The sequence below is a fragment of the Tenggerimyces flavus genome, assembly GCF_016907715.1.
GTDB lineage: Bacteria > Actinomycetota > Actinomycetes > Propionibacteriales > Actinopolymorphaceae > Tenggerimyces > Tenggerimyces flavus.
This window is the reverse complement of sequence record NZ_JAFBCM010000001.1, coordinates 8,460,592-8,486,183: the sequence shown is the minus strand read 5'-3', so window position 1 is coordinate 8,486,183 and position 25,592 is coordinate 8,460,592. Positions and strand designations below refer to the sequence as shown.

General features: G+C 70.0%; 20 protein-coding genes and 2 pseudogenes. 12 read left to right on the top strand and 10 right to left on the bottom strand.

All coding sequences use genetic code 11. The features are described 5' to 3' along the window. Positions 1–56: 56 nt before the first annotated feature. Together JOD67_RS39545 and JOD67_RS39540 are read right to left on the bottom strand one after the other, a co-directional pair. Positions 57–542: pseudogene (locus JOD67_RS39545) on the bottom strand (Clp protease N-terminal domain-containing protein); the annotation flags it as partial. A 410-nt stretch (positions 543–952) separates the two neighbouring features. Next, positions 953–1,183, bottom strand: a complete 231-nt coding sequence (locus tag JOD67_RS39540; protein ID WP_205122771.1) for a ribbon-helix-helix domain-containing protein — start codon at positions 1,181–1,183, stop codon at positions 953–955. Positions 1,184–1,317: 134 nt separating this feature from the next. On the opposite strand from JOD67_RS39540, the gene JOD67_RS39535 reads away from it, so the two are divergent. Then, on the top strand, positions 1,318–2,238 hold the full coding sequence (locus tag JOD67_RS39535) for an SAM-dependent methyltransferase (RefSeq protein WP_307782719.1): 921 nt from the start codon (positions 1,318–1,320) through the stop codon (positions 2,236–2,238). Here the strand turns inward: JOD67_RS39535 and JOD67_RS39530 are convergent. The 5 genes from JOD67_RS39530 to JOD67_RS39510 form a co-directional block, all read right to left on the bottom strand. Next, a complete protein-coding gene (locus JOD67_RS39530) occupies positions 2,218–3,660 on the bottom strand; it encodes a PH domain-containing protein (RefSeq protein ID WP_205122770.1) in 1,443 nt (480 codons plus the stop codon). The two genes, JOD67_RS39535 and JOD67_RS39530, sit on opposite strands and share 21 nt — an antisense overlap. After that, positions 3,657–4,145 (bottom strand): PH domain-containing protein, encoded by a 489-nt coding sequence (locus JOD67_RS39525; protein ID WP_307782718.1) that lies wholly within the window; start codon positions 4,143–4,145, stop codon positions 3,657–3,659. The genes JOD67_RS39530 and JOD67_RS39525 overlap by 4 nt, the downstream gene beginning before the upstream one ends. Before the next feature lie 106 nt (positions 4,146–4,251). Next, entirely contained in the window at positions 4,252–4,878 is a 627-nt protein-coding gene (locus JOD67_RS39520; RefSeq protein ID WP_205122769.1) for a dihydrofolate reductase family protein, read from the bottom strand. Between the two features lie 15 nt (positions 4,879–4,893). Next, a complete protein-coding gene (locus JOD67_RS39515) occupies positions 4,894–5,292 on the bottom strand; it encodes a VOC family protein (protein ID WP_239554264.1) in 399 nt (132 codons plus the stop codon). Between the two features lie 83 nt (positions 5,293–5,375). After that, a complete protein-coding gene (locus tag JOD67_RS39510; RefSeq protein WP_307782717.1) occupies positions 5,376–8,021 on the bottom strand; it encodes an ATP-binding protein in 2,646 nt (881 codons plus the stop codon). Between the two features lie 99 nt (positions 8,022–8,120). Between JOD67_RS39510 and JOD67_RS40930 the strand changes: the two genes are divergently transcribed. After that, positions 8,121–8,627 carry a hypothetical protein gene (locus tag JOD67_RS40930; protein WP_239554263.1) on the top strand — a complete coding sequence of 169 codons (507 nt, stop codon included), beginning with the start codon at positions 8,121–8,123 and terminating at the stop codon, positions 8,625–8,627. Here the strand turns inward: JOD67_RS40930 and JOD67_RS39500 are convergent. Next, positions 8,575–9,096, bottom strand: a complete 522-nt coding sequence (locus JOD67_RS39500; RefSeq protein WP_205122766.1) for a winged helix-turn-helix transcriptional regulator — start codon at positions 9,094–9,096, stop codon at positions 8,575–8,577. The two genes, JOD67_RS40930 and JOD67_RS39500, sit on opposite strands and share 53 nt — an antisense overlap. A gap of 58 nt (positions 9,097–9,154) precedes the next feature. Between JOD67_RS39500 and JOD67_RS39495 the strand changes: the two genes are divergently transcribed. From JOD67_RS39495 to JOD67_RS39465, 7 genes are all read left to right on the top strand, one after another. Further along, positions 9,155–10,531, top strand: coding sequence for an MFS transporter (locus JOD67_RS39495; protein WP_205122765.1), 1,377 nt, complete (start codon positions 9,155–9,157; stop codon positions 10,529–10,531). Positions 10,532–10,638: 107 nt separating this feature from the next. Next, positions 10,639–11,550: a carbohydrate ABC transporter permease gene (locus tag JOD67_RS39490; protein WP_205122764.1), complete on the top strand. Its 912-nt coding sequence runs from the start codon at positions 10,639–10,641 to the stop codon at positions 11,548–11,550. Further along, the gene (locus JOD67_RS39485) at positions 11,547–12,452 is read left to right on the top strand and encodes a carbohydrate ABC transporter permease (RefSeq protein WP_307782716.1); all 906 of its coding nucleotides are present in this window, start codon (positions 11,547–11,549) and stop codon (positions 12,450–12,452) included. Before JOD67_RS39490 ends, JOD67_RS39485 begins: the two co-directional genes overlap by 4 nt. Beyond that, the gene (locus JOD67_RS39480; protein WP_205122763.1) at positions 12,449–13,888 is read left to right on the top strand and encodes a sulfatase-like hydrolase/transferase; all 1,440 of its coding nucleotides are present in this window, start codon (positions 12,449–12,451) and stop codon (positions 13,886–13,888) included. Before JOD67_RS39485 ends, JOD67_RS39480 begins: the two co-directional genes overlap by 4 nt. Positions 13,889–13,928: 40 nt before the next feature. Next, positions 13,929–15,383, top strand: a complete 1,455-nt coding sequence (locus JOD67_RS39475) for an ABC transporter substrate-binding protein (RefSeq protein ID WP_205122762.1) — start codon at positions 13,929–13,931, stop codon at positions 15,381–15,383. Positions 15,384–15,392: 9 nt separating this feature from the next. Beyond that, entirely contained in the window at positions 15,393–17,597 is a 2,205-nt protein-coding gene (locus JOD67_RS39470) for a family 43 glycosylhydrolase (RefSeq protein WP_205122761.1), read from the top strand. Positions 17,598–17,610: 13 nt separating this feature from the next. Further along, the gene (locus JOD67_RS39465; protein ID WP_205122760.1) at positions 17,611–18,633 is read left to right on the top strand and encodes a LacI family DNA-binding transcriptional regulator; all 1,023 of its coding nucleotides are present in this window, start codon (positions 17,611–17,613) and stop codon (positions 18,631–18,633) included. On the opposite strand, the gene JOD67_RS39460 is transcribed toward JOD67_RS39465, so the two are convergent. Beyond that, positions 18,610–19,668, bottom strand: a complete 1,059-nt coding sequence (locus JOD67_RS39460) for a LacI family DNA-binding transcriptional regulator (protein ID WP_205122759.1) — start codon at positions 19,666–19,668, stop codon at positions 18,610–18,612. The genes JOD67_RS39465 and JOD67_RS39460 overlap by 24 nt on opposite strands. Positions 19,669–19,750: 82 nt before the next feature. On the opposite strand from JOD67_RS39460, the gene JOD67_RS39455 reads away from it, so the two are divergent. Continuing rightward, positions 19,751–20,899 carry a glycoside hydrolase family 53 protein gene (locus JOD67_RS39455; protein WP_205122758.1) on the top strand — a complete coding sequence of 383 codons (1,149 nt, stop codon included), beginning with the start codon at positions 19,751–19,753 and terminating at the stop codon, positions 20,897–20,899. 144 nt (positions 20,900–21,043) lie between these two features. Here JOD67_RS39455 and JOD67_RS39450 read toward each other — a convergent pair. Beyond that, positions 21,044–22,201 (bottom strand): annotated as a pseudogene (locus JOD67_RS39450) (MFS transporter); the annotation flags it as partial. Positions 22,202–22,380: 179 nt separating this feature from the next. Here JOD67_RS39450 and JOD67_RS39445 point away from each other — a divergent pair. Further along, complete coding sequence (locus JOD67_RS39445; RefSeq protein ID WP_205123361.1) at positions 22,381–23,136, top strand: ABC transporter ATP-binding protein; 756 nt, start codon at positions 22,381–22,383, stop codon at positions 23,134–23,136. Between the two features lies 1 nt (position 23,137). Then, the gene (locus JOD67_RS39440) at positions 23,138–25,591 is read left to right on the top strand and encodes an ABC transporter permease (RefSeq protein WP_205122757.1); all 2,454 of its coding nucleotides are present in this window, start codon (positions 23,138–23,140) and stop codon (positions 25,589–25,591) included. Position 25,592 lies beyond the last annotated feature (1 nt).

Genomic DNA, 25,592 nt, shown 5'->3' with positions numbered 1-25,592 from the left:
AGCCGAGAGTTCTCCTCCAGGAGCGCGTCGAGCTCGTCGTGCAGCTCCACCCGCCGGCTGCGCAGCGGCGCGTCGGACGGAAGAGACGTCAGCGGCGCGTCGCTCTGGTAGCCCTTCAGGTGCTCGAGCACCTTCGTACGCACCGTGTCCAGCTCCGCGCCGAGCTTGACGAGTGCCTGCGCCGCCACCCCCTCGCCCTCGCGCACCAGGCCCAGCAGCAGATGCTCGGTGCCGATGTAGTTGTGGCTGAACTGCAGTGCCTCGCGCAGCGCCAGCTCCATCACCCGCTTGGCCCGCGGCGTGAACGGGATGTGCCCGGACGGCGCGTGCGATCCCTCCCCGATGGTCTCCAGGACGACCGTACGGATGGCCTCGCGTTGGATGCCCAGCGCCTCCAACACCTTCGCGGCGACGCCGTCGCCCTCATGGACGAGGCCGAGCAGGACGTGCTCGGTGCCGATGTAATTGTGGTTGAGGTCTCTGGCCTCTTCCTGCGCGAGGACGACAACGCGCCTCGCTCGGTCGGTGAACCGCTCGAACATCTTCCCTGACGTCCCTTCGATCGGAGGCGGGGCCGGACCAGGCCCTGTGGGGCGGTTGCGGACGCGGTGGCGGAGCAGACCGATCACCTTGTCGAGCCGGGACAGATCGAGAACGGCGTTCAGGTGCTCGACCGGCTCCAGCTCGAAGCGGCCGCCGTTGAGTGACACGAACTGGACGGTCGCCGCGACCGCGATCCGCCGGTTGAGCCGGCGAAACGGGCGGTGCGTGACCAGGCCATGGAGCAGGACCGCGGCGGGGAACGAGAGCTCGCCGGACTCGGACGCGGACCGCGCGTCCGCCGCCGTGATCGCGAGCAGCTCGAGGTCGGTCTCCTCGACGATCTGCGTCGAGCCGCGGTCGAGGATCCGCGCGGCGATCGCGAGCAGATCGGCCAGGTCGAGGGCCCGCATCAGTCGTCCTCCCGGAGCTTGCGTAGTGATTCCTCATGGCGGGCAAGGTTCTGGTCCAGGAGCTCGGCGAACGACGTGTCGTTACGGCGTTCCTCGACCAAGCGGGCGATCGCTTCGCGGGCTACGTCGGAGACCGTTCGGCCCTCGACGTCGGCGACGGTCTGTAGGCGTTCGGCGAGCTCCGGGTCGAGTCGCAGCAGCATGTTCTTCGTTCCGCTTCCCTTGCTCATGGCTAGCAAGATATCACGATATCTATGGCGCGAAGCCCGATCCCTCAGCGAATGTGGACGTCGTCGGCCGGGTGCGGCAGAGCAGCCTCATGATCGACTTCGCGCAATCTAGTTAGCGCAATACAGTGCGCGTGGTGAGCTGGCGGACCTGGCGTGAGGCGATGACGGACGCGCTGTACGGGCCGGCCGGCTTCTACCGCACGGCGGCTCCGGTCGATCACTTCCGCACGTCTGTGCATATCTCGAGCGCGTTCGCTCGTGGCGTACTCCAGCTCGCGCGGCTCACCGGGCTTCGGACGATCGTCGACCTCGGCGCCGGCCGCGGCGAGCTGCTGGAATCCCTTGCCGCGTTGGACTCTGAGCTCACTCTCGTCGCGGTGGAGATCCGAGAACGACCGCTGGAGCTGTCGGAACGGATCGAGTGGGTCCCGACCATGCCCACAGCGATACAAGCCATGGTCGTCGCGAACGAGTGGCTGGACAACGTTCCGCTCGACGTTGTGGAAAACGGCCGCCTCGTCGAGGTTTCCCACAGGGGTGTGGAACGTCCCGGCGCCGAACCCTCGCTCCGGGATAACGTCTGGTTGGCGGAGTGGGGCGGTGTCGAGGTCGGCCACCCCCGCGACGAGGCGTGGGAGTCGGTGGTCGGGCGGCTCGAGCGCGGCGTCGCGGTGGCGATCGACTACGGGCACGTCCGTGCGGCGCGCCCAAAGGAGCCGACGCTCGCCGCCTACCGCGATGGGCGGATGGTGTCGCCGGTGCCGGACGGTTCGTGCGACCTCACGGCCTGGGTCGCGATGGACGCGGTCGCGGCGGCAGGCGTACGGGCAGGGGCGACGAGGACGCTGCTCACCACCCAACGCGAGGCGCTCACCGCCCTCGGCCTCGACGGCGGGCGCCCGCCGCTGGAGCTGGCGACGGCAGACCCGGCCGCCTACCTGAAGGCGCTGGCGAGAGCGGGCGAGGTCGGCACGCTGCTGGACCCGAACGGGCTCGGCGGCTTCTCCTGGCTAGTCCAGGCGAAGGGGATCGAGCTACCCGTCGAGCTGGGCTGAGTCCTTCTCGGCAGGCGAGTCAGCAGAGTCGGCAGCAGAGTCAGCAGGCGGCGCGGACTGCATCCAGCGCTCCGGCCCAGCGGACCGGCGCGCGTGCCGCGACCGCTCAGCCTGTCCCTGCGCCAGCTCCCGCGCAAGAGAGGCGTCCCGGTGCAGCGCGACCGCGTTCACCGGGCCGACAGGCGTGTCCACATGCACGTTCGCCAACCCGAGCCGGCGCTGGAGTGGCCCCTGCTTGATCCGCACGCTCTGCATCTTCGGGTGCGGTACGACGGCCGTACGCCGCGTCAGCCAGCCCGCGTCGGTGACGAAGACCGCCTCGTCGTACCCGTGCTTGAGGTTGCGCCACCCGATCGGCCGCAGCCACCGGGCAGACCGCGGCGCGACCGTACGCGGGATCGCGTCCACGTCCACGCCGGGCAGGATCCGCTGCAGCAAAGAGCGCGCGACCGGCCAGGGCGCGACGGGCAACAGCGTCGAGGCGTTCGACGACTCCTCACCCGTACCGCCGCCGTACCCGGCCACGTCGACGGACAGCTTCACCCAGCCCTTCGTCCGCCACAACAGCTGCTGCTCGATCTCCACACCCTGCACGCGACCCGGCGGCACCGTCTGCGAACGGGTGTCGAGCAAGCCCTTACGGATCCGCAGCCCGTCCGGCGACTCCGACACCGTAAACCCGTACTCCGACACGAACTGCCGCCAGATCACGCCGATCCCGCCCAATACCCACGGGATCAGGAACGCGAAGCCCACGATCTCCTGCATGATCAGGGAGAAGACCAACACGGCGACAATGCCCAACGAGGCAACGAGAAACGGCGCCGACAGCAGCGTCGAGGCCAGCAACGGCCCGGGCGGTACGGTCACCAGCTGCGACTCCGGAGCCTCCGGCGTCGACGCGTCCAACCCGGCTGCCCGGGCGAGCAGCTCCGCCCGCAGCCGGTGCGCGTCCGGCTCGGTCAGGTACGCCAGCGGCGCCTCCGTACGGCCACCGCCCGCGACCTCCAGGCGCAGCTCCGCCAACCCCAACATGCGTGCCAGCACCGGCCGGACGATGTCGACCGCCTGCAGCCGGTCGATCCGGATCCGCCGCGACCGGCGGAACAGGAAGCCGCTCTCGACGTTCAGGTTCTCCCCGTCGATGCGGTACTTCGTGAACCACCACGAGAACAACCCGAGCACGAGGCCGATGACCAACGCCCCGCCGAGCTGCAGCAGGAAGAGCTTGAAGTTGAGGTTCCGGACCGCTTCCTGCCCGAGCACCGCCACCGCGACCGCGAAGAACTTCCAGCCCCGCAGCAACGGCGTTGCCGGATGCAGCCGGCGCAGCTCGGTGACCGCGGCGGTCAGGTCGGCGTCCGGCGCGACGGAGAGGTCCTCCCGCATCTGGGCCGGCGCGGTTTCGGGGGACTCGGTCACAGGCCGGCCGCCCTGGCCTCTCCGAGCGCCGCGAGCCGGTCGCGAAGCTGCGCGGCTTCCTCGGGCGTCAGCCCGGGGATCTCCGCGTCGCTCGCCGGTGTCGCCGTGTGCAGCTGCAGCTTCGCGATGCCGAACTTGCGGTCCAACGGCCCCGCGGTCACGTCGACGAACTGCATGCGGCCGTACGGAACGACCACCAGCGTCTTGAACATCACGCCGTGCGTGACGAGCAGGTCGTCCTCGCGTTCGGCGTAGCCCCACGACTGCCAGTTCCGGCCGATGAGCCACCAGCCCCAGAGGAGTACGGCGCCGACCACGACCAGCAGCAGCACGCCGATCCACCACGCGACCAGCACGATCAGCACGATCGAGCTGGCGAGCCCGAGCACGCCAAGCCACGAGACCAGCAGCAGACGGCGCAACGTACGCAGCTTCGGCGACACCGCTTGCCAGCGTTCTCCAGGCGGCGCGAACAACGTGTCCACGAACGTGAGGCTATCCCGCCAACCTCAAAGGCCGACCTACCGGCGCACCAAACATGGTCGATCCGGCTCGCTCAGTTTCGCCGCACGCCACCGCCGGTGGACTGCTTCACGGTGTTCTCTTGGGGCTTCTTCGACGAGTCGAATCGACGGTGTACCGCAAATGCGTGACGCCGGTGCCCTCGGTGAGCGTCGGGCCGTCGAGGATGACCGGGACGTCCTTGAGGTTCGCGAAGAACGGGATGCCGCCGCCCAGGATCACGGGTACGAGGTCGATCCGCACCTCGTCGAGCAGCCCGAGATTCAGGCACTGCTGCACGAGATTCGGCCCGGCGACGCCGACGACCTTCTCGCCGGCCGCCTCCCTGGCCTGGGCGATCGCGCTCTCGATGCCGTCGAGCACGATCGTGAAGTTCGCCTCCGGGCGCGGCCAGCCGTCCGGCTGGGAGTGCGTGACCACGAAGACCGGCACGTGCGGCCCGGACGGGCTCACGCCGCCCCAGCCTTGGGTGAAGTCGAACAGCTTCCGGCCGATCACGTACGCGCCGGTCTCCTTGTCGCCGCGGCGTACGTGCTCCGCGCTCACCTCTGACATGTGGAACGTCCGTTTGCCGTCGCCGCTGACCACCTCGACGTCGCCGTTGCCGTACCAGTCGAACAGTGGCCCCACGTGACCGGACTCGTACGCGATGTAACCGTCGAGCGACATCGTCAGCTCGGTGACTACCAGTGCCATCTCTGGAGTTCCTCTCTAGAAGGCGTCGCCCATGCGCCAGGCCATCTCCTGCAGTGCCCAGGTGTTGCCGTCGGGATCGGCGAAGTACGCGTACTTGATCGAGCCGCCGTCGTGCTCCTCGATCTCGCCGACGTCGACGCCGCGTGAGATCAGCTCGGCGCGAGCTTCGGCGACGTCGAGGACGAGCAGGTGTGTGGACTTCACCGAGCCCGGCGGCAGCGCGTCGATCTCGGGGATGCCCTTGCTGAGCGTGATCGAGCAGGCCGAGCCGGGCGGCGTGAGCTGCACGATCCGCATGCCGTCGCGGTCGACGTCGACGTCCACGCCGAAGCCGACCTGCTCGACGTAGAAGGCCTTCGCCTTGTCCACGTCGGTGACCGGAAGCAGTACGAGTTCGAGTTTCATCTGGACCATGGGGACAGCGTGCTCGCGCCGCGGGGTGCCGCGCACGCGTACGGACCACCTGTCCGGCACGTACGCGCCACCTGCCGACGGGTTCAGGCGAGCAGCCGCAGTGTGCAGGCGTGTTCGAACGTCGCGCCGAGGCGTTCCCACTGCGCGAGCGACGACTCGAGCAACGCGCGGTCGTCGTGCAGCCGGCCCTCGGCGCGGGTGAGGCAGGCGGCGGCCCAGTCGTTCTCCTCGCCCGCCGGCCGCGCGGCGGCCAGCAACGCGGCGGCGTCCGGAAGCGACGCGACGACGGCCAGCTCCGCCGCGGCGGAGCGGGCGTACGAGAGGTACCTGCCCTGCGTCAGCTGCGCGTCCGCCCGGGCCACGAGCGCGGCGGCGTCGGTGTAGTCGCGCAACTCGACCGCCACCCGCGCGTCGACGAACGCGCCCAACGGCGACAGCCGGACCTGGAAGACGTTCGGGATCCCCGCGACCTCGGCCGCCCGCGTACGCCACAACGTCACGCCCGCACGATCGCCCCGCAGCCCGCAGGCCAGCGCGACGAAGTGCACCGTGGTCTGCAGCCAGAACGCGAGCGGCCGCCCTGCCCGCTGCCAGCCGTCCCAGGCGGACGAGGCGAGCCGCAGCGCGAGGTCCAGCTCGCCGACGAGCACGTACGCCGGGATCACCTTGCTCGTCGTCAGGTAGTCGTGCTCGGCGCGCGGATCGTCGGACAGAATCAGCCGGGCGACCGACAGCGCCGCCGGCAGGTCCCCGGCCGCCACCGCGTCGCTGCAGGCCAGCGCCAGTGTGTCCTCGATCTCCGGCGCGGCCGTCGGGTCCTCCGAGCTCATCGTCGCCAGCAACGTGAGCCGCTGGGTCGTGATCCGGTGCGCGTCCCGTGCCCGGCCGGCGGTCAGCGCGGCCGTCCGTACGGCGTCCAGGCCGGCGCTGATCAGCACCGGATCCCCGCTCGCCTTCGCGGCCTCGACCGCCACCTCGGCGAGCGCGGCGTCCGGCGTCAGCGGCGCGGGTCCCGCGGCCCACGCTGACGCGACGGCGATCCGGGCGGCGACCATCGGGTCGTCCGACGGTTTCGCCGACGCGAGCAGCGAGCGCAGCCGATCGAGCGGGATCTCCTCGCGGAACGTCGCCGGATACCGGCAGGCCAGCTCGACCGCACGAGCCAACGCGAGCGCCCGCGCGTTGTCGTCGGGAGCGTCGGAAGCCGCGGCGAGCTGCAGCTCGAACGCCAGCCCCGAGTCGTTCAGCAGCTGCGCGGTCTCCGCGGCCGCCGCGAGGTCCTGGAACGCTGCGCGTCGATCCGGCGCGCGTTCGGCCGCCTCCCGGAAGTGCCCGAGCGCCTCCATCAGGAACTGCCGCGCGAACGTCAGCCGCCCCAGGTCCCGCGCCAGGGCATGCGCACCCGACGGCGCCGACGCGAGCGCGGCGCGCAGGTCGGTCGCCACCAGGTCGAACGCGTCCCGCCATTGGCTGCTCGGCCCGGTGAACGACGCGGCCGCCTCCGTCGCCCAGGCGAGATGAAGCCGAACGATGTCAGCCCGCTCGCCACTGGCGTCGAGGCACTCGCCGGCATACGCGCGGATCGTCTCCAGTAGCCGCCAGCTCCCAGCCCGATGGGTCACGAGGCTCTTGTCGACGAGCCGCCCGAGCACATCGGCCGCCGCCACCGCGTCCCCGTCCGTCGCGATCGAGGCAGCCGCGGCCAGGTCGAACGGACCCACGAAGACAGCGAGCCGGCGGAACATCGCCTGCTCGTCTGCGGACAGCAGCTCGTGGCTCCAGTCGAGCACGCCGCGCAGCGAACGGTGCCGTACGACCGGCCCGCGCCCGCCCGCGAGCAGCCGCAGGTAGTCGCCGAGCCCGGTCAGCAGCCCGGTCGCGCCGAGCGACGCCGACCGAGCCGCGGCGAGCTCGATCGCCAGCGGCATCCCGTCCAGCCGCGAGCACAGGTCGGCGACGACACCAGGGTCCGGCGCGAACGCGGGATCAGCAGCGCGCGCCCGGTCCTCGAACAGAGCCTCCGCGTCCGACCCCAGCGGCAGCGGCGCGAGCGGTAGAGCCCGTTCGCCCGGCAGCCCGAGGCGTTCGCGGCTCGTCGCCAGCACTACGGCCGACGGGCACGCGGTCAGCACCCGGTCGACGAACGCGGCCGCGGCGTCGACGAGGTGCTCGCAGTTGTCCAGTACCAGCAGGGATCGGCCGCGGCTGAGCCGGTCGACGATCGCGTCGACGAGCGGCCGCTGGCCGCGTTCGGTGACGCCGAGTGCCGCGGCGACGGCCTCGGGCAGGAACTCGTCGCGGACCGGGACGAGGTCGACGAATGCCCCACCGAACGGAAACAAGGACGCCGCAGCCTCCGCGACCGCCGCCGCGAGCCGGGTCTTCCCGACCCCACCAGCGCCGACGAGCGTCACGAGTTGGTGCGACGCCAGCGCGGCGAGAACGTCATCGAGATCCTGAGCCCGGCCGACGAACGTCGTCCGCGACTGCGGCACCCCCACGACGTGCCCCGGCGCCGGGACCGACGCGGTGGTGGTCGAAGCGAGCGCACCGAGCTCGCGGCGGTCTGCAACGCCGTACTTGCGCAGCAGCGACGAGACATGGCCCTCGACCGTACGTACCGAAATGTGCAGCCGACCGGCGATCTGCGCGTTCGACAACCCGGCGCCGAGCGCGGCGAGGACCTCCGCCTCGCGTTCGGAGACCTCGGTGGGACCGGGTGCGCTCACCGCCACATCATGCCCGGCTCGCGGGGCACGTGGCCGCCCCGTGGTGGACACGTGGCCCGCACGGATGCCCAGCCAGTCCGGCAGATCGACGATGGCTGCATGGCCGACGACCGAGAGTTCACGATGCCGCGTCCGAGCGGCGCGCTGCGGCGGCTGGAGTTCCTGGTCGGCACGTGGCGGTCGGTGGGCACGCTCGAAGGGCCGGCCGGCACGGTGTCGGGAACGGAGACGTTCGCCTGGCTGCCCGGCGGCTTCTTCCTCGTCCACCACTGGGCCGGCGCGTTCGACGTCGGCGGCGCGACGGTGATCGACGCGGGATACGAGTTCTTCGACTTCGACCCGGTCGCGTGCGGGTTCCGGACGCATTTCTTCAGCAGCCTCGGCCCGTACGACGCGGCGAACTCCCAGTACCGCGGCGACTTCCACGGCCCCGCGCTCGTCCTCGTCGGACCGGCACGCGTCACCCGCGAGCCGGACGGCGACGACAAGGTCCGCTACGTCGGCGAGGTCCCGGACGGCAAGGGCGGCTGGGCACCCTGGCTGCGTGGCGAGCTCACGCGAGCACCGGCTCCAGCATCCGGTGCGGCTGTCGGAGCGCCACGCTGACCCGGTCGGTACGGAACGGATCGGCGCCCGGACCCGGGCGCATCTCGACCTCCGCGGGGTCGACCTGCCCGCACGTCGGGCACTGAGCGAGCGCGTCCAGCCTGGTGTCGCAGCCGACGTGGACGAACAGGCGTTTCGGCCCCTTCTCGCTGCCCAGATGCCGGTCGCCCCAGCGGGCAAGCGAGTGCAGCGTGGGCCACAGCCCGAGGCCCATCTCCGTCAGCACGTACTCGTCGCGCGGCGGAGCCTCCTGGTAGCGGTGCCTGGCGAGCACACCCGCGTTCGTCAACGCGGTCAACCGCTCCGCGAGCACGGCCCGCGGGACGTCGAGGTGGACGAGGAAGTCGTTGTAGCGCCGCACGCCGTAGAACGCGTCGCGAACGATGAGCATCGTCCACCGCTCGCCGAGCAGCTCCAGTGCCCGGGCGAGCGAGCAGTCCTGGTCGGGGTAGTCCTTGCCGAGCGCCATAACCAACACTTTACCTCAGCGGGTTCAATGAACGAACCAACTCGAGTACCTCGGTTCAGTGACCGAACTCATGGAGCCCGCGACCGCGGTCGAGACCACCGCGAAGCGATCCACGACGCTCGCGGTGACGAGCGCCGCCACGCTGCTCGTGCTGATGAACTACGTCGCGCCGCTCGCGACCATGCCGGCGATCGCGGCCGGCGTCGACGCCGGCGTGCTCGGCCGGACCTGGATCCTGAACGGGATCGCATTCGGCCTCTCGGCGCTGCTGCTGGTCACGGGCAACCTGGCCGACGCGTACGGGCGGCGCCGGATGTTCGTGATCGGGGCCGTCGTGCTGGCGTTCTCGAGTGTGGTGAGCGCGGTGGCGAACGATCCCGGCACATTCGTGCTCGGCCGGATCCTGCAGGGTGTCGCGAGCGCGGCGGTGCTGACCGCCTCGCTCGGGCTGATCGGTGTCGCGTACCCGTCCGGCCCGGCGCGTGTGCGCGCCACCGGCATGTGGGGCGCGATGATCGGCGCCGGCATCGCGCTCGGGCCGTGGGTCGGCGGGCTGTTCGCCGAGTGGGGGAGCTGGCGCGGCGCGTACTGGTTCTTCGCGGCCGGCTCGGCGCTCGTCGTCTTCGCCGGCGCACTAGTCCTGAGCGAGTCGCGCGCCGCCGTCAGGCCGAGGTTCGACGTCCGCGGGACGGTGGTGTTCGCGCTCGGCGTGGGCGCGCTGCTGTTCGCGGTCACCGAGGGCCGACTCGGGTGGACGCGGCCGACCGTGCTCGCCGGTCTGCTCGCGGCGGCCGTCCTGCTCGGCACGTTCGTGCTCGTCGAACGGCGAGCGCTCCATCCGCTGCTGGACCTGAGGCTGTTCAGGCGGCCGCTGTTCCTGGCGGCGACGCTCGGCGCGCTCACGACCGGGCTCGCGATCATCGGCGTGATGAGCTACGTGCCCACGGTCATGCAGCTCGCGCTCGGCCAGACGCCGATGATCACCGCGGCGGTCGTGCTGATCTGGTCCGGCGCGTCGTTCCTCACGTCGTTCTTCGCGCACCGGCTGCCGTTGGGTGGGCGGCACCAGCTGGCGGTCGGCCTGCTGTTCGCCGCGGTGGGCAACCTGATCCTGCTCGGCTTCGTCGAGCGCTGGTCCTGGCTGCACGCGACCGCGGGCTTCGTCGTGGCCGGGATCGGAAGCGGGCTGGTCAACGCGGCGCTGGCGCGGCTGGCGATCGAGAGCGTGCCGCCGGAGCGGGCGGGAACGGGCTCGGGCATCAACCAGACCGCGCGGTATGTCGGGTCCTCGCTCGGCGTCGCGGCGGTCGTGGCGCTGGTCGCGGCGGTCGCTGGGCCGTCGAACGACCTGTCCGCCGGCGTGAACGCCGCCCTCGTCGCGGGCGCCGGCGTGGCCCTGCTCGGCGGGGTCGGGGCGCTGCTGCTCCGTCGCTGAGGTCGACCAATTCTGGCCGTTCGCCGAATCTTGTATAACGTTGAATACAACGTAATACTACCGACCACCAGGGCACCTCCCAGATCCCCCCGAGGTCGAGTTCGGCTATGTCGGTTGTCGCCGCGCCACGCAGGACGCAGCTATGGGTATGGCTGCTATTGACGCCGACCGTCGTCGTGTACGGCGTCTACACGGTCTATCCGATCGTCGCGAGCTACTGGTACTCACTCGTCGAGTGGAACGGGTTCGAGGCCACCAAGACCTTTGTGGGATTGCGGAACTACCAGGAGGTCTTCGGCGATCACCTGTTCTGGAACGCGTTCTGGATCACCGTGCTGTTCGTGGTGGTCGTCGTTCCGGCGAAGGTCGTTCTGACGCTGCTGCTGGCGATCCTGCTGAACTCGCCGAAGCTCCCGTTCGCGACGTTCTTCCGCACCGCGTTCTTCCTCCCCGTCGTCACGACGACCGCGATCGTCGGCGTCGTCATGCAGTTCGTCTTCGACCCCGCGAGCGGGCCGATCAACCAGCTGCTGGTGAAGATCGGGCTGCTCGACCAGGGCGTGAACTTCCTCGGTGACTCGTCGGCCGCGCTCTGGACGGTCGCCGGTGTGTACGTGTGGAAATGGTTCGGCATCACGATGATCTACTGGCTGGCCGCGTTGCAGACCGTTCCCGAGGAGGTCTACGAGGCCGCGCGGATCGACGGGGCCGGCGCGTGGCAGCTGCTCCGGCGGATCACGTTGCCGCTGCTGAAGCCTTTCGCGGTCATCATCGCGCTGCTGTCGATCGAGTCGGCTCTGAAGATCTTCGACCTGATGCAGACGATGACCGGCGGTGGGCCGTTCTACTCCACCGAGGTCATGGAGATCTACATCTACCGGTGGGCGTTCACGGCGACGATTCCGCAACTGGGGTACGCGTCCGCGGCCGCCGTGCTGTTCGGCATGTTCGTCTGCGTCGTCGGGCTGCTGCAGCTGCTCGGCGTCCGCGCCGTGCAGAGGGCGAGGGTCGAACGGTGACCGCCACCACGACCGCGCCGCGACCGACGACCGAGCAAGCGCGGCCCCGGCGCAACCGCCGGTCCGGCTCCTGGCTCCTCCGCCGGCTGCCCTGGTGGATCGTCACGCTGGTGCTGCTCGGCGGCGTGCTGCTGTGGATCTACCCGTTCCTGTGGATGGTGTCGGCGTCGCTCAAGGACCCGCTGGAGATCTTCGGCTCGGGCTTGAACCTGCTGCCCGACACGCTGTTGTGGGAGAACTACACCCGAGCCTGGGTGGACGCCGACTTCAGCCGCTACATGTGGAACACCGTCGTCGTCACTGTGGTGACGGTCGCGCTGGTGGTGATCCGGTGCGCGATGGCCGGATACGCGATCGGCCGCTACGACTTCGCCGGCCGCAAGGTGGTCGTCGTCGTTCTCGTTGCCACGCTGTTCGTTCCGACCGGCTACACGATCATCCCCGTCGTCGAGATCTCGCAGCAGCTGGGTCTGCTCAACTCGTTGACCGGTGTGATCCTCGCGCTGACAGGTGGCGGGCACGTCGCGATGATCCTGTTGTACTGGGGCTACTTCCGGCAGATCCCCAAGGAGCTCGAGGAGTCGGCGGTCGTCGACGGCGCCGGCTTCTTCACGATCTTCTTCCGGATCATGCTGCCGCTCGCGATGCCGGTGACGGCGACCGCGACGTTGCTCACGTTCCTGTCGACGTGGAACGCGTTCTTTCTCCCGCTGGTGTTCACATTCTCGCGGCCGGACCTGCGCACGTTGAGCGTCGGCATGCAGGCGTTCGTCGGCGAGAACACCACCGACTGGTCCGGCATGGCCGCGGCCGCGACGCTCTCGCTGCTGCCGGTCGTGATCCTCTTCGTCGTACTGCAACGGCATTTCGTCAAAGGACTGGCAGGAGCGATCAAGCAATGACCGACCGGCCGAACATCCTGCTGATCTGCACCGACCAGCAACGGTTCAACGCGCTCGCGGCGTACGGCAACCCCGAGATCGACACGCCGCACCTGGACCGGCTCGCCTCGGAGGGCACGCTCTTCGAGAACTGCTACGTGCAGAGCCCGGTCTGCGGTCCGTCGCGGGCCAGCCTGATGACCGGCCGGTACGTACACTCCCATGGGCTGTGGGCGAACGGCGTCGCGCTGCCGCGGCACGAGCGGCTGTTCACGCGCGACCTGGCCGACGCAGGGTACGACTGCGGGTTGGTCGGCAAGCTCCATCTCGCCGCCTGCTTCGGCGGCCGGACCGAGCCGCGGCTGGACGACGGGTTCCGGGTGTTCCGCTGGGCGCACGACCCGTACCCGGGATCGTCGGAGAACGCCTACCACCGTTGGCTGAAAGCGAGCCGTCCCGCGCTGTACGAGGCGGCGCTCGATCCGGAGTCCGACGTCACGTTCGACTCGATGCCGACCGAAGGGCACTACAGCCACTGGATCGGCGAGGAGACGATCGACTACCTGCGGGCGAGTCGCGAACGGGACAAGCCGTTCTGCTTCATCGCGAACTTCTTCGACCCGCACCACGGCTTCGGCGCCCCGAAGGAGTACCTCGACCGGTACGACGCCTCGAGCCTGGCGCCGCCGCGGACGACCCCGGACGAGCTGGCGAGCAAGCCGCCGATCTACACCGACGCGTCGCGGAAGTCCTATGCGGGGCACGCGAAAGGCTACGCGGAGTACACCGCTACCGAGCTCGCGGAGACCAGGGCGGCGTACTACGCGATGGTAAGCCTCGTCGACGACGAGGTCGGCCGCATCCTCGCCGCCCTCGACGAGGAAGGGCTGGCCGACGACACGATCGTCGTCTTCACCAGCGACCACGGCGAGATGCTCGGCGACCACCAGCTCATGCTCAAGGGCCCGATGATGTACGAGTTCGCGGTGCGGGTCCCGTTGCTGGTCCGCTGGCCGGCGGTCGTTCCAGCAGGGCAGCGCAAACGCGAGCTCGTGCAGTGGATCGACCTCGCTCCGACGATGCTCGAGGCCGCTGGTTTGCCGCCGTCGCCAGCTCATCAGGGCGCGAGCCTGCTCGCGATGCTGACCGGGACGTCGGAGTGGGAGCGCGACTGGTCGTTGTGCGAGTACCGCGACAGCGGGCATCCGTACGATCCGCCCGTCCACACGACGATGCTGCGGCACGACCACTGGAAGCTCGTCGTGCACCACGGTGTTCCGGCGACCCAACGGGATCGCACCGGTGAGCTGTACGACCTCGCCGTCGATCCCGACGAGCTCACCAACCTCTGGAGCGATCCCGCCCACGCGGCCGTGCGGATCGCGCTCTACGAGCGACTGCTCGACGTTCTCGTGGGCACCGAGGACCGCTCCGCGCCGAGGGAGGCGTTCTGGTGACCGATCACGCAACAGACCTACACACACGCCGAGGTGAGGCATGAACACGTTCAGCCGTCGTCGCTTCCTCCAGGCCGCCGGCGCCGCCGGTGCGCTCGCTCTCGGTGCCGCCGCCTGCGGTGGCGACTCGGGATCGGGCTCGGGTACGGGCGGCGCGAGCGCGCTGACCTGGTGGGACCACCAGCTGCAGCTGCAACCGGCCAAGAAGCGGATCTTCGAGAAGTTCGCGAAGGCGCCGGGCGGCATGCCCGTCGACTACACGTTCAACAACCCGGAGAAGCTCGGTCAGGCGCTCCAGCTCGCCAAGCAGAGCAACCAGCTGCCGGACGTGCATTCCAATGCGGGCTTGCAGGTTCCCGCGCCGCAGCTGATCAACGAGGGGTGGATGGCGCCGCTCGAGCTCAGCAGCGAGGCGGTGGCCAACCTGAAGGACGTGCTGCTCGACGGCATCCACATCTTCGACGGGAAGGTCTACTCGTTCCCGATCTTCGACTACCACGTCTACACGAACGTCACCTGGTTCAACACCAAGGTCGCCGAGCAGGCAGGCCTCGACCCGTCCGCTCCGCCGACGACGTACGACACCTTCCGCGCCGCCGCGCGTGCGGTGCAGTCGAAGGGCGGCGGTGCTGCGCCGTGGACCTGGAACATCGGCATGACCGAACGCACCGCGGACCAGCTGAACTACCTCGCGCAGGCGGCCGGGTTCGAGGGCAACACCGGCATGCTGTTCAAGAACGGTGAGTTCGCGTATCACGACGACGCGTACGTCGACTCGCTGGACTTCCTGCTGTCGTTGAAGAAAGACAAGCTGATGATGGCCGGCTCGGAGTCCTGGGTCGACACCGACGCGCGCGGCCGCTGGAGCGCTGGGGCGGCGTGCTACTACTTCGACGGGCCGTGGTGCCCGGGCGTCGTGCTGTCGGCGGCACCGCAGTTCGCCGAATCCCTCGGCGTGGCGCCGATTCTCACCCCGTCCGGCGGCGCGGTACGGACGTACCACGGCCCGCAGAGCGGTGACTACTGGCTCACGCCGAAGTCGAAGCACGCCGAGGCGGCCAACAAGCTGCTCAGCGACTACTTCACCACGCCGGACTACTCGGTCGAGGTCGCCAACACGATGTCGCAGCCGCCGCGTGACCTCGACGCGGTCGAGAAGTCCACCGCCCATGCGGAGTACAAGAAGCTCATCGGCTGGTTCCGCGACACCGTCTTCCTCGCGCCGACCCCTGTGGTGAAGAACGTCGCGATCACCAAGGTCCAGGTCGAGACGAAGCCGGTGGAACCCAACCTGGGCACGATCATCCAAGGTGCGTTCACCGGAGACGTGCCGGATGTCAAAGCCGCGTTGAAGAAACTGAGCGACGACAGCAGCGCCGAGCGGGAACGTGCGATCAAGGCCGCGCAGGCGAAGGGCGCCGAGGTGAGCCTCGACGACTACGCGTTCCCCGACTGGAAGCCAGGCGCCGACTACACGCTCGACCAGTACAAGTAGGAGATCGCGATGACGCGCGTGCGTGTGGTCCTCGTAGTAGGTGCGCTTCTCCTTGCGTTGTTGCCGAACGCGGGAGTTGTGGCCGCTGAGCAACCCGTCTACACCAACCCGGTGGCCGACGAGGCGTCGCCGAACTTCGCCGACCCCTCGATCATCCGCGGGCGCGACGGCTACTGGTACGCGTACGCCACCGCCGACCCGAAGCAGGCCGGCGACACGTACCGCCTGATGAAGATCATCCGGTCGCGGGACCTGACGACGTGGGAGTACGTCGGCGACGTCTTCACCCCGCAGACCGAGCCCCGCTACGACGGGTACGGCGACGCGGCCCGGCGGATGTACTGGGCGCCGGACATCGAGTACTTCGGTGGCCGGTACGTCCTCTACTACTCCTACGTGGTCAACGTCGGAACCGACACCCACTGGCGCGCGATCGGGGTGGCCACCGCGCCGCATCCGGCCGGTCCGTGGACGGACTCCGGCGCGTACGTCACAGGCCCGGAGACGTACGAGCCGCGACCCGGCCAGACCGCCTGGCGGAACGTGATCGACCCCGACATCATCGCCACCGCGAACGGCGACCGGTATCTCTACTACGGCTCGGTCAACGGCGGCGTCCGCGTGGTGAAGCTGTCGCCGGACGGGCTGACGGCGGTCGGCGAACGGACCCAGCTGACGCCGTCGGATCGGTACGAGGCCGCGGACCTGGTGTTCCGCGACGGCTACTACTACCTGTTCCTGTCCGTCATCGGCGGCTGCTGCAACGGCGCCGCGTCGGCGTACCCGGTGCACGTCGCTCGGTCGAAGAGTCCGCGCGGCCCGTTCCTCAGCAGGGACGGGGTGTCCGTGCTGGACCAGAAGGGCGGCGGCACGCCCGTCCAGGTGCCGAACGGCAACCGCTGGGTCAGCGTCGGACACACCTCGGTCACCGCCGATCTCGCTGGCCAGCAGTGGCTGGTGAGTCATGCGATCGACCGCTATCGCCCGTACTACCAGGGGACCGCGAACAACCGGCAGCTCGTGATCAGCCGGCTGGACTGGATCCGCGGCTGGCCGACGGCGAACGCGGGCCGCGGTATCCAGGACGGGCCGCTGCCGGCGCCGGTGGCCGACGCGTGGATCGCGGACAGCTTCGAGTCCGGCACTTCGCCCGGCGAGCAGTGGGCTGATGGTGCCGGCTGGACTCTCTCGCGCGAGCCGGCCGGCGGATTCCTGGAGAGTCTGGGCGGAACGCTCTTCGCCAACAGGCGAGTCGAGGGCGACGTACGCCTGCGCGGAATGGTGCGCGGTGCCGCTGGCTTCGTGCTCGAGCGCGGCCATCGCTCGGTGCGGGTGGCGCTGCCGCCGCGTTTCGCCAACGAGGGTTGGCATCAGCTCGACGTACGGATCCGTGGCCGGCAGGTCACCGCCGAGGTCTCCGATGCCGGTCTCGGCGACGTGCTCGCCACTGTCAATGCGACCTTGCCTGGCGACGGCCCGCTGCGCGTTGGCCTGTCGGCGAAGGCACCTGGTGCCGCGTTCGACGACGTCACCGTGGCGAGGCTGTTCCAGCCGGTCACGCATCAGGAGCCCGATCCGCGGCTCGGCCGTCCGCTGCGCGAGCTCGACGAGGAGTTCAAGGGCGCGCTCGGACCGCGCTGGTCGTGGCAACGTACGCCGGCCGCGACCGTGGCGAACGGCCAACTGCGGTTCGCCGTTCAACGCGCGGACCTCGTCGACCGGCGCCCGAACCCCGACGACTCCGCGTCGGTGCTGTTGACCGACGCGCCGGCGGGGGACTGGGCGCTCGAGACGAAGGTCACCGTCCCGTTCGGTGACAGCGTGCCGCTCGGCTGGCCGCAGGCCGGCGTCGTCATGTACGGCAACGACGATCACTACGTCAACTTCACGTACGCGGCGCACAACCACAGCCGGCTGGTCGACTTCGGCACCGAGCTGCCGTGGGGGACCGGCGTGGTCTCCGGCGGTGCGCAGGTCGGACCGACCGCGGACACGATGTGGCTGCGGCTGCTGCACACGGTCGACGACGCGACCGGTGAGCACCGCTACCGGGCGGCGACGAGTACGAACGGCCGGCACTGGATCTGGCACGGCGCACGCGTCCTGCCCGCGGGCGCGACGCCGAGAATCGGCCTCGCCGCCTATGGGATCGAGAGTGCCGACGAGCTGACCGCATCGTTCGAATACGTCCGGTTCTCCCGGCTGAACCTATAACGTGGGACGAACCATGCCTGCCACCATCAAGGACGTCGCGAAGCTGGCTGGCGTGTCCATCAAGACGGTCTCGAACGTGCTCAACGGCTACCGCTATCTCACCGACGAGACCAGGGGCCGGGTCGAACGAGCGATGGCCGACCTCGACTACCGGCCGAACATCGCCGCCCGCAACCTGCGTCGCGGCCGCACCGGTGTGATCGCGCTCGCGCTGCCGAACCTGAGCAGCCCGTACTTCGCCGAGATCGCCCACCTGGTGGTGAAGGAGGCGGCGGCACGCGACCTCACGGTGCTGATCGACGCCACGGACGGCGACCCCGAGCGGGAGAAGCTCGTTGCCGAGGGGTTTCGCAGCCAGCTGCTCGACGGGATGATCCTGCAGCCGTGGTCGATCTCCGCGCCGTTCCTTCGGGCGCGCGTGGACAAGACGCCGCTGGTCCTGCTCGGCGAGCGGCGGGTGCCGACCGCCGACAGCGTGGCGATCGACAGCCGGGCGGCCGCTCAGGCCGCGGTCGCGCATCTGGTCGGTCTCGGCCGGCGGCGGATCGCGGCGGTCGGTGCGCCGCGAAAGCGGAGCGGACCGTTGGAGCCGGGGCGGCGGAACGAGGGATACGAGCGAGGGCTTGTCGAGAACGGGTTGCCGTTCGACCCTGCCCTCGTCGCGCATCCCGTCGGCGACCACACGCCGGAGGCCGTGGCCGCGGCGGTCGACGACCTGCTCGAGCGCGCGAAGGACATCGACGCTGTCTTCGCGTTCAACGACCGGGCCGCGCTCGGCGTGATTCGTGCGCTGACGTCGCGGGGACTGCGCGTACCCGAGGACGTCGCGGTCGTCGGCATCGACGACATCGAGGCCGCCCGGCTCGGCACCCCGTCGCTGTCGACGATCGCGCCGGACAAGCCCGGCATCGTCCGTACGGCGCTCGAACTGCTGACCGACCGCATCGCCGGCGTCGACCGCCCGGCGCGGCAGGTGGTCGCGGACTTCACGCTGATCGAGCGCGAGAGCACGCTAGGCGGAGTGCCGCACCACTAGCTCGGTGGGCAGGACCCGGGACGACATCGGCTGGCGGCGGATCAGGCCGAGCAGCACTTCGACGAGCTCTTTCGCGACCTGGTCCAGCGGCTGCCGGACGGTGGTCAGCGGTGGGTCGGTGGTCGCCGCGACGCTGGTGTCGTCGAAGCCGCCCACCGCCACGTCGTCGGGGACGCGGCGGCCGGCCCGGCGCAGCGTCGCCAAGGCTCCGGAGGCGAGCTGGTCGGAGGCGGCGAAGACCCCGTCCAGGTGGGGGTTTCGTTCCAGCAGCTCGGTCATCGCCGCCTCGCCGGCCGCGTGGCCGAAGTCGGGCGCGTACGCGACGAGGCGCTTGACCGCCTTCCGCCCGAGCACGTCGCGGAAGCCGGCGAGCCGGTCGATGCCGCCGGCGGTGTCCTGGGGTCCCGCGATGGTCCCGATCTGCGAGCAGCCCCGCTCGCGCAGGTAGCGGGTGAGCTGCCGCGCGCCCTCGCGGTCGTCGGCGGCGACGTACGGGATCGCGACGTCGAGCGGTCGCCCGCACGCGACCGCGGGAACGTTGCCGTGCTCGAGCGCGGACAGGATCGGGTCGCCGCCGTGCGTCGAGATCAGCAGTACGCCGTCGACGTGCCCGCCGCGGACGTACCGCAGCGTCCGGTCCCGCGCGGTCGCGCTCTCGGCGATCATCAGGATCAGGCTGAAGTCGTGGTCGGCGAGGGCCTTGGTGCACGCGAGCAGCAGTACGCCGAGGTTCGGGTCGTTGAACAGGTGCTCCGGCGCCTCCGAGAGCACGAACGCGACCGTGTTGGACTGGTTCGTGACCAGGCTGCGAGCGTTGACGTTCACCGTGTAGCCGATGTCGCGCACGGCTCGCTCGACCGCCGCGAGGGAGGACGGGCTGACGTACCGGCCGCCGTTGAGCGCTCGCGACACCGTGCCGCGAGACACCCCGGCGACTGCGGCGACGTCGTCGATCGTCGGCCGTCGGCGCGCGGCCCGTCGCGCGGCGCCCCTCGACTTGGGATGCGCCGGTGTGTGACCGTTCACAGCGTTCATCGTCGACCAGTGTCGGCCAAGTCTTGCCTGCGCACAACCACGAGGCGCACAGTGTCTGTGACCGCTCACAGAGGAGACTTCCATGCGCGCGATCTCTCGACGAGTCTTGCTCGGCTCGGCCCTCACCGCGTCGACGATCGGTCTCGCTCAGGCACCGGCCCAGGCAGGCGGGGGCAGGGCGCTCTCCGTCAGGGGCGCGGACATCGGATTGACCTTGCAGACTGAGGATCTCGGGATCCGGCTGCGCGATCTGGACGGCCGAGTACGGCCGATCGAACAGATCCTCGCCCGCCGTGGTGGGACGCACGTTCGTCTTCGGGTGTGGACCAATCCCCCAGCGGGGTACAGCAATCTCGCGTCCGCCCTCACGCTCGGACGGCGGGCGAAGCGGGCGGGGCTGAAGATCCTGCTCAACCTGCACTACTCCGACTTCTGGGCGGATCCGGGCAAGCAGCCCACGCCGGTCGCGTGGCGGGGCCAGGATCTGCCGACGCTCGCCGCGACGATTCGCCAGTACACCAAGGACGTTGTCGCCGCGTTCGCCGCACAACGCACGCCGGTGGACATGGTCCAGGTCGGCAACGAGATCACGAACGGCATGCTGCATCCGGTCGGCGAGCTGTACCCGACCGACGGCCGGCCGGAGCAGTGGCCGGCGTTCACCACGCTGCTCAAGGCCGGCGCGGCCGGCGCCCTCGCCGGAGCCCCGCGCGGCCGCAGACCAAAGATCATGCTGCACATCGACAAGGGCGGCGACAACGGCGCGTCGCGCTGGTTCTTCGACCACATGGAGGAGTACGGCGTTCCGTTCGACCTGATCGGCCAGTCGTACTACCCTATCTGGCACGGCTCGCTCGCCGACCTCGAGGCCAACCTGCACGACCTCGCACCGCGCTATCGCAAGGACCTCGTGGTGGTCGAGACCGCCTATCCCTGGACCAGGGCGAACGGCGACGCGCTCGGCAACTTCTACCCCGGCCCGGAGCCGCTGCCCGACGAGGCGACGTACCCCGCCACGCCGGCGGGTCAGGCCGCGTTCTTCGAACGACTGCGGAAGATCCTGCTAGGAGTTCCGCGTGGGCGCGGGCTCGGTTTCTTCGACTGGGAGCCCGGTTGGGTTCCCGGCGTCCCCTGGGCTCCCGGAGAGGCCGGGACCCCGAACGACAACCTCACCATGTTCGACTTCGGCGGTCGCGCTCTGCCCGTCCTGCGGGCTTTCCGCCGTCCCTGACAGCTTTCCGCGCCGGTGCATGCGGAAGACGGCGAACGCCGTTCCCAACGCGACCACGAACAGCCCGGCCGCGCTGAGCCAGGGCACTGACCAGCCGCGGCCGAGGTCCTCGACAGCGCCGATGCCGGTGTTGCCGAGCGCGGTGGTGATGCCCGACGCCGTGCCGAACATGCCGAGATAGGTGCCGGTGAGGGCGGGCCGGGCGAAGCCGACGACGAGCTCCTGCGTGAACGGCTGGGCGATGTCGAGACCGAGCGTCAGCCCGATCGCGGCGAGCGCGACCGGGATCGCGGCCCAGAGCGAATGGTCGTCGCCGATGAACGCCATGCTCAACGCCAGTGGGACGAACGAGACTCCGATGATCGCCAGCCCGAGCGCGACAGCCGTACCGGGGCTGGCGCGGCGGTTGAGCCAGCGGATCAGCCGTACCTGGGCGAGCAACGTGACGATCGTCGACACGATGAACACGCCGCTCGTCGCGCCGGTCCAGCCGGTGACGCGCGTCGCCTCGAGCGGCAACGCGAGATAGAACTGGTTGTAGAACAGGAACAGCACGCTGGTCGCGAGCGCGAAGCCGAGGAACGCCTTGTTCTGCAGGACTTCTCGCCAGGACGCGAGGGTCGAGCCGGTGTCCTTGTCGACGTGGTGGGCGGGCAGCTTGAACAGCTGCCAGATCGTGAGGATGCCGAAGACAGCGGCCGAGCCACCGGCAGTCCAGCGGAAGTCGATCGCGACGAGCACGCTGCCGATCAGCGGGCCGGCTAGGGCGCCGACCGTCATGGCGATGTTCTGCAGGGCGAACGCGTCCAGCCGCTTCTCGCCCGCGGCGATGGCGAGGTACGCACGCGAGGCCGGGCTGAACAGCGCGCCGGCGAACCCGACGAGCATCGAGGCGGCGATCAGGCCAGCGACATTGTCGAAGACCGCGAACATCGCGAACGCGACCGTGCGGAGTGCGCAGCCGGCGATGATCATCGGCCGGTGCCCGATCCGGTCGGCGAGCGTACCTCCGACGAGCGTGAGGCCCTGCTGGCAGAGGACGCGGAGCCCGAGGACCGCGCCGACGACCGCGGCGGCGAGCTGGAGGTTGTCGCGGAGGTAGATCGCGAGGTAGGGAAAGAGGAGGTAGAAGCCCAGCGCGATGCCGAACGTGTTGACGAGCAACAGCTGGACCGCGTCGGGCAGGGATCGGGCGAGTCGAATCGTCTTCACGGTGCTTGGCACTGTAATAACCAGTAGCGGTCTCTGCAACTTACCTGTCTGGTTCCGGCCGCACCGCGTTTGAATGAAGGGCACCTTCATTCAATAGGTTCGAATGAAGGTGCCCTTCATTCAAACGGGGAGGGGGCGGAAGGGGCCGGCCGTACGCCGGAGGTCGCATGGGGTCCGCCGCGAGGGGGACCTGATCCCCCACGTGAGGCTGACGCTGCCGACCCCGCCCGAGCCTTAGCGTCTGGCAAGTGAACAGAACCCCTGCGCCGATGCCCCCTGCGCCGGCAACCGAAACGACTGCGCGGATCGCCGCGAGTACCAGCGACGTCGTCAAGATCTACGGCTCCGGTCCCACCGCTGTCCGTGCCCTCGACGGGGTGACCGTCGGGTTCGAGGCCGGCCGCTTCTCCGCGATCATGGGACCGTCCGGGTCCGGCAAGTCCACGCTCATGCACTGCCTCGCCGGGCTCGACGAGGTCACCAGCGGCAGCGTCCGGATCGGCGACACCGACCTCACCAAGCTCAACGACAACCAGCTCACCAAGCTCCGGCGCGAACGCGTGGGCTTCCTGTTCCAGTCGTTCAACCTGCTCCCGACGCTCACCGCCGAGCAGAATCTCCTGCTCCCGTTGGAGCTCGCCGGTCGCAAGCCCGACAATCAGTGGATCGACAGCCTGGTCGAGGTGCTCAGCCTCCAGGACCGGATGAACCACCGCCCGTCCGAGCTGTCCGGCGGGCAGCAGCAGCGGGTCGCGCTCGCACGTGCCCTGATCACCAAGCCGGACGTGGTTTTCGCCGACGAGCCGACCGGCAACCTGGACTCCAAGACCGGTGCCGAGGTCCTCAGCTTCCTCCGTCAGTCCGTACGCGAGCTCGGCCAGACCGTCGTCATGGTCACCCACGACCCGGTCGCCGCGTCGTACGCGAACCGCGTGGTGGTCATCGCCGACGGGAACGTCGCGGGCGACATCGACGACCCGACCGCCGAGGACGTCCTCACCGCGATCAGCCGGCTGGGGGTCTGAGGTGCGCACGGTCGTCCTCGCCTCGATCAAGGGCCACGGCCGGCGGTACGTCGCCGGCATGCTCGCGATCGTGCTCGGCGTCGGCTTCGTCGCGGCCGCGCTGATGGTTCTGTCCTCTGCCAACTCAGCCTTGACGAAGGCCGCGGGCGCCCCGTTCGTCAAGGCCGACCTGGTCGTCTCGGCCAACGGAGACTCGCTCGACGAGAACAAGGTCACCAAGGTCGACGGAGTCGCCTCCGTCGCGGGCCTGGACCGGCCGTACCTCAAGGCCTCGTTCGGCAACGGCACCGTGAACTGGGTCCAGGCGGGAACGGTCCCCGCCAGCCCCGACCTGCGCTGGGAGCAGCTGGCGCGGGGCAGGTTCCCCACGAAGGCGGACGAGATCGTCGTCGGCAAGTTCGCCGCCGACGACCGTCAGCTCGCGCTCGGCAGCGAGGTCAGCATCTGGGGCGCGGACGGGAAGGCCAAGCAGTACGAGGTCGTCGGCATCAGCGCGGGAACGAGCGGTCGTCGTTGGGACAACGACGTGCAGCTGTTCGGCGCGACCGCCACAGCGCTCGGCGGCGAAGGCGGTCCGTCGAGGGTGCTGGTCAGCGCGAAGGAAGGCGTCGACGTCGACCAGCTCCGCGAGCGCCTCGCCGCGGCGCTCGGCGACACAGCACAGGTGAACACGGGCGCGGAGGCGGCCGAGGCGGAGGCCCTGGACGTCACCGGCGGGTTCGACGTGATGGGCGCGGTGCTGCTCGGGTTCGCGGCGATCTCGGTGTTCGTCGCTGGTCTCGTCGTCTCGAACACGTTCACGATCGTGCTCGCCCAACGGACCCGCGAGCTCGCGCTGCTGCGGTGCGTCGGCGCGAACCGGCGCCAGGTGTTCCGCGGCGTGCTGCTCGAGTCGTTCCTCGTCGGAACGATCGCCTCGCTCGTCGGTGTCGCGGTGGGGACGGCACTGGCGGCGATCACCACGCTCGGCGTCAAGCAGCTCGGACCGGACCTGCAGCTCGGCACCCTCGAGGTGACGGCCTCGAGCGTGCTGATCCCGATCGCCGTCGGGCTCGTGACGACCGTGCTCGCCGCGCTGCTGCCGGCGAGCAAGGCGACCCGGGTCTCGCCGCTCGCGGCGCTGCGGCCGGACCTCGCGGTCTCGGTCCGATCGCGCGGCGGTGTGGTGCGGCTGGTCATCGCGCTGGTGGTGCTGGTCGGTGGTGCCGCGGGGCTCAAGCTCGGCGCGGACAGTGGAGCGCTGCCGCTGGGCATCGGCGGCGGGTTGCTCTCGTTCTTCGGCATCCTCCTGCTCGGACCCGTCCTCGCGCCCGCGGTCATCCGGCTGGTCAGCCTCGTCACGACCAGTCTCGGCGGGGTGCCGGCGCGGGTCGCCTCGACGAACGCCGTACGCAACCCCGGCCGGACCGCGGCCACCTCCACGGCGCTGCTCGTCGGCGTGACGCTGATCGTGATGATGAGCGTCGGCGCGCTGACCGTGGAACGGACGACGATCAAGGCGCTCGCCGCGAACTTCCCGCTCGACATCGCGGTGCGAGCAGTGGGGGACACTCTCCCGCGGTCGACGATCGACGCGGTCGAGGGCGTGGACGGGCTGTCGGCCCAGACGGTCGTGACCGGGGCGATCGGCAAGGTCGGCGAGCAGGACCTGCAGCTGTTCGGCATCGACCCGGCCGCCGCGGCCACGGTGCTGCGCAGCACCGACACGTTCGACGGGCTCCGCGACGGCGTCGCCGTGCTGCCCGAGGGGATCGCGGAGGAGCTCGGCGTCAAGCAGGGCGGGTCACTGACCGTCAGCACGCCGGCCGGCAAGGGCATATTCCAGGTGCGCGTCGGTGGCGGGTTCAGCGAGGCGAACGGCGTCGTACTCACCCCGCGCGACCTCGCGCGGGTGGCACCGGACGCCGGGGAGGTCGCGGTCTGGGCGCGTGCCTCCGACAGCGCGGATCTGACCAAGACAGTGCACGGGTTGGAGTCCGCGATCGGCGTCGACGGCCGGATCGAGGGCGGCGCGAAGATGCGCGCGGAGTACTACGACCTGATGAACATCCTGCTGCTCGTGGCCACCGGGCTGCTCGCCGTCGCGGTGCTGATCGCGCTGGTCGGCGTGGGCAACACGCTCAGCCTGTCGGTCCTCGAACGGACGCGGGAGCAGGCACTGCTCCGGGCGCTCGGCCTCACCAAGGGGCAGCTGCGCCGCACGCTCGCGGGCGAGGCGGTACTGGTCGCGTCGGTCGCGATCGTGCTAGGGATCCCGCTGGGCCTGCTGTACGGGTTTGCGGGCGCGGCCACGCTGGTCGGCCAGGCGGTCGGTGGCAGGATGGCGTACGGCGTCCCGTACGGCACCCTCGCCCTGGTCGCCGGCGTGGCCCTGGTCGCCGGCCTGCTCGCCTCTGTCCTCCCCGCCCGCCGCGCCGTCCGCGTCAAGCCGGCCGCGGCGCTCGCCGAGGAGTAGG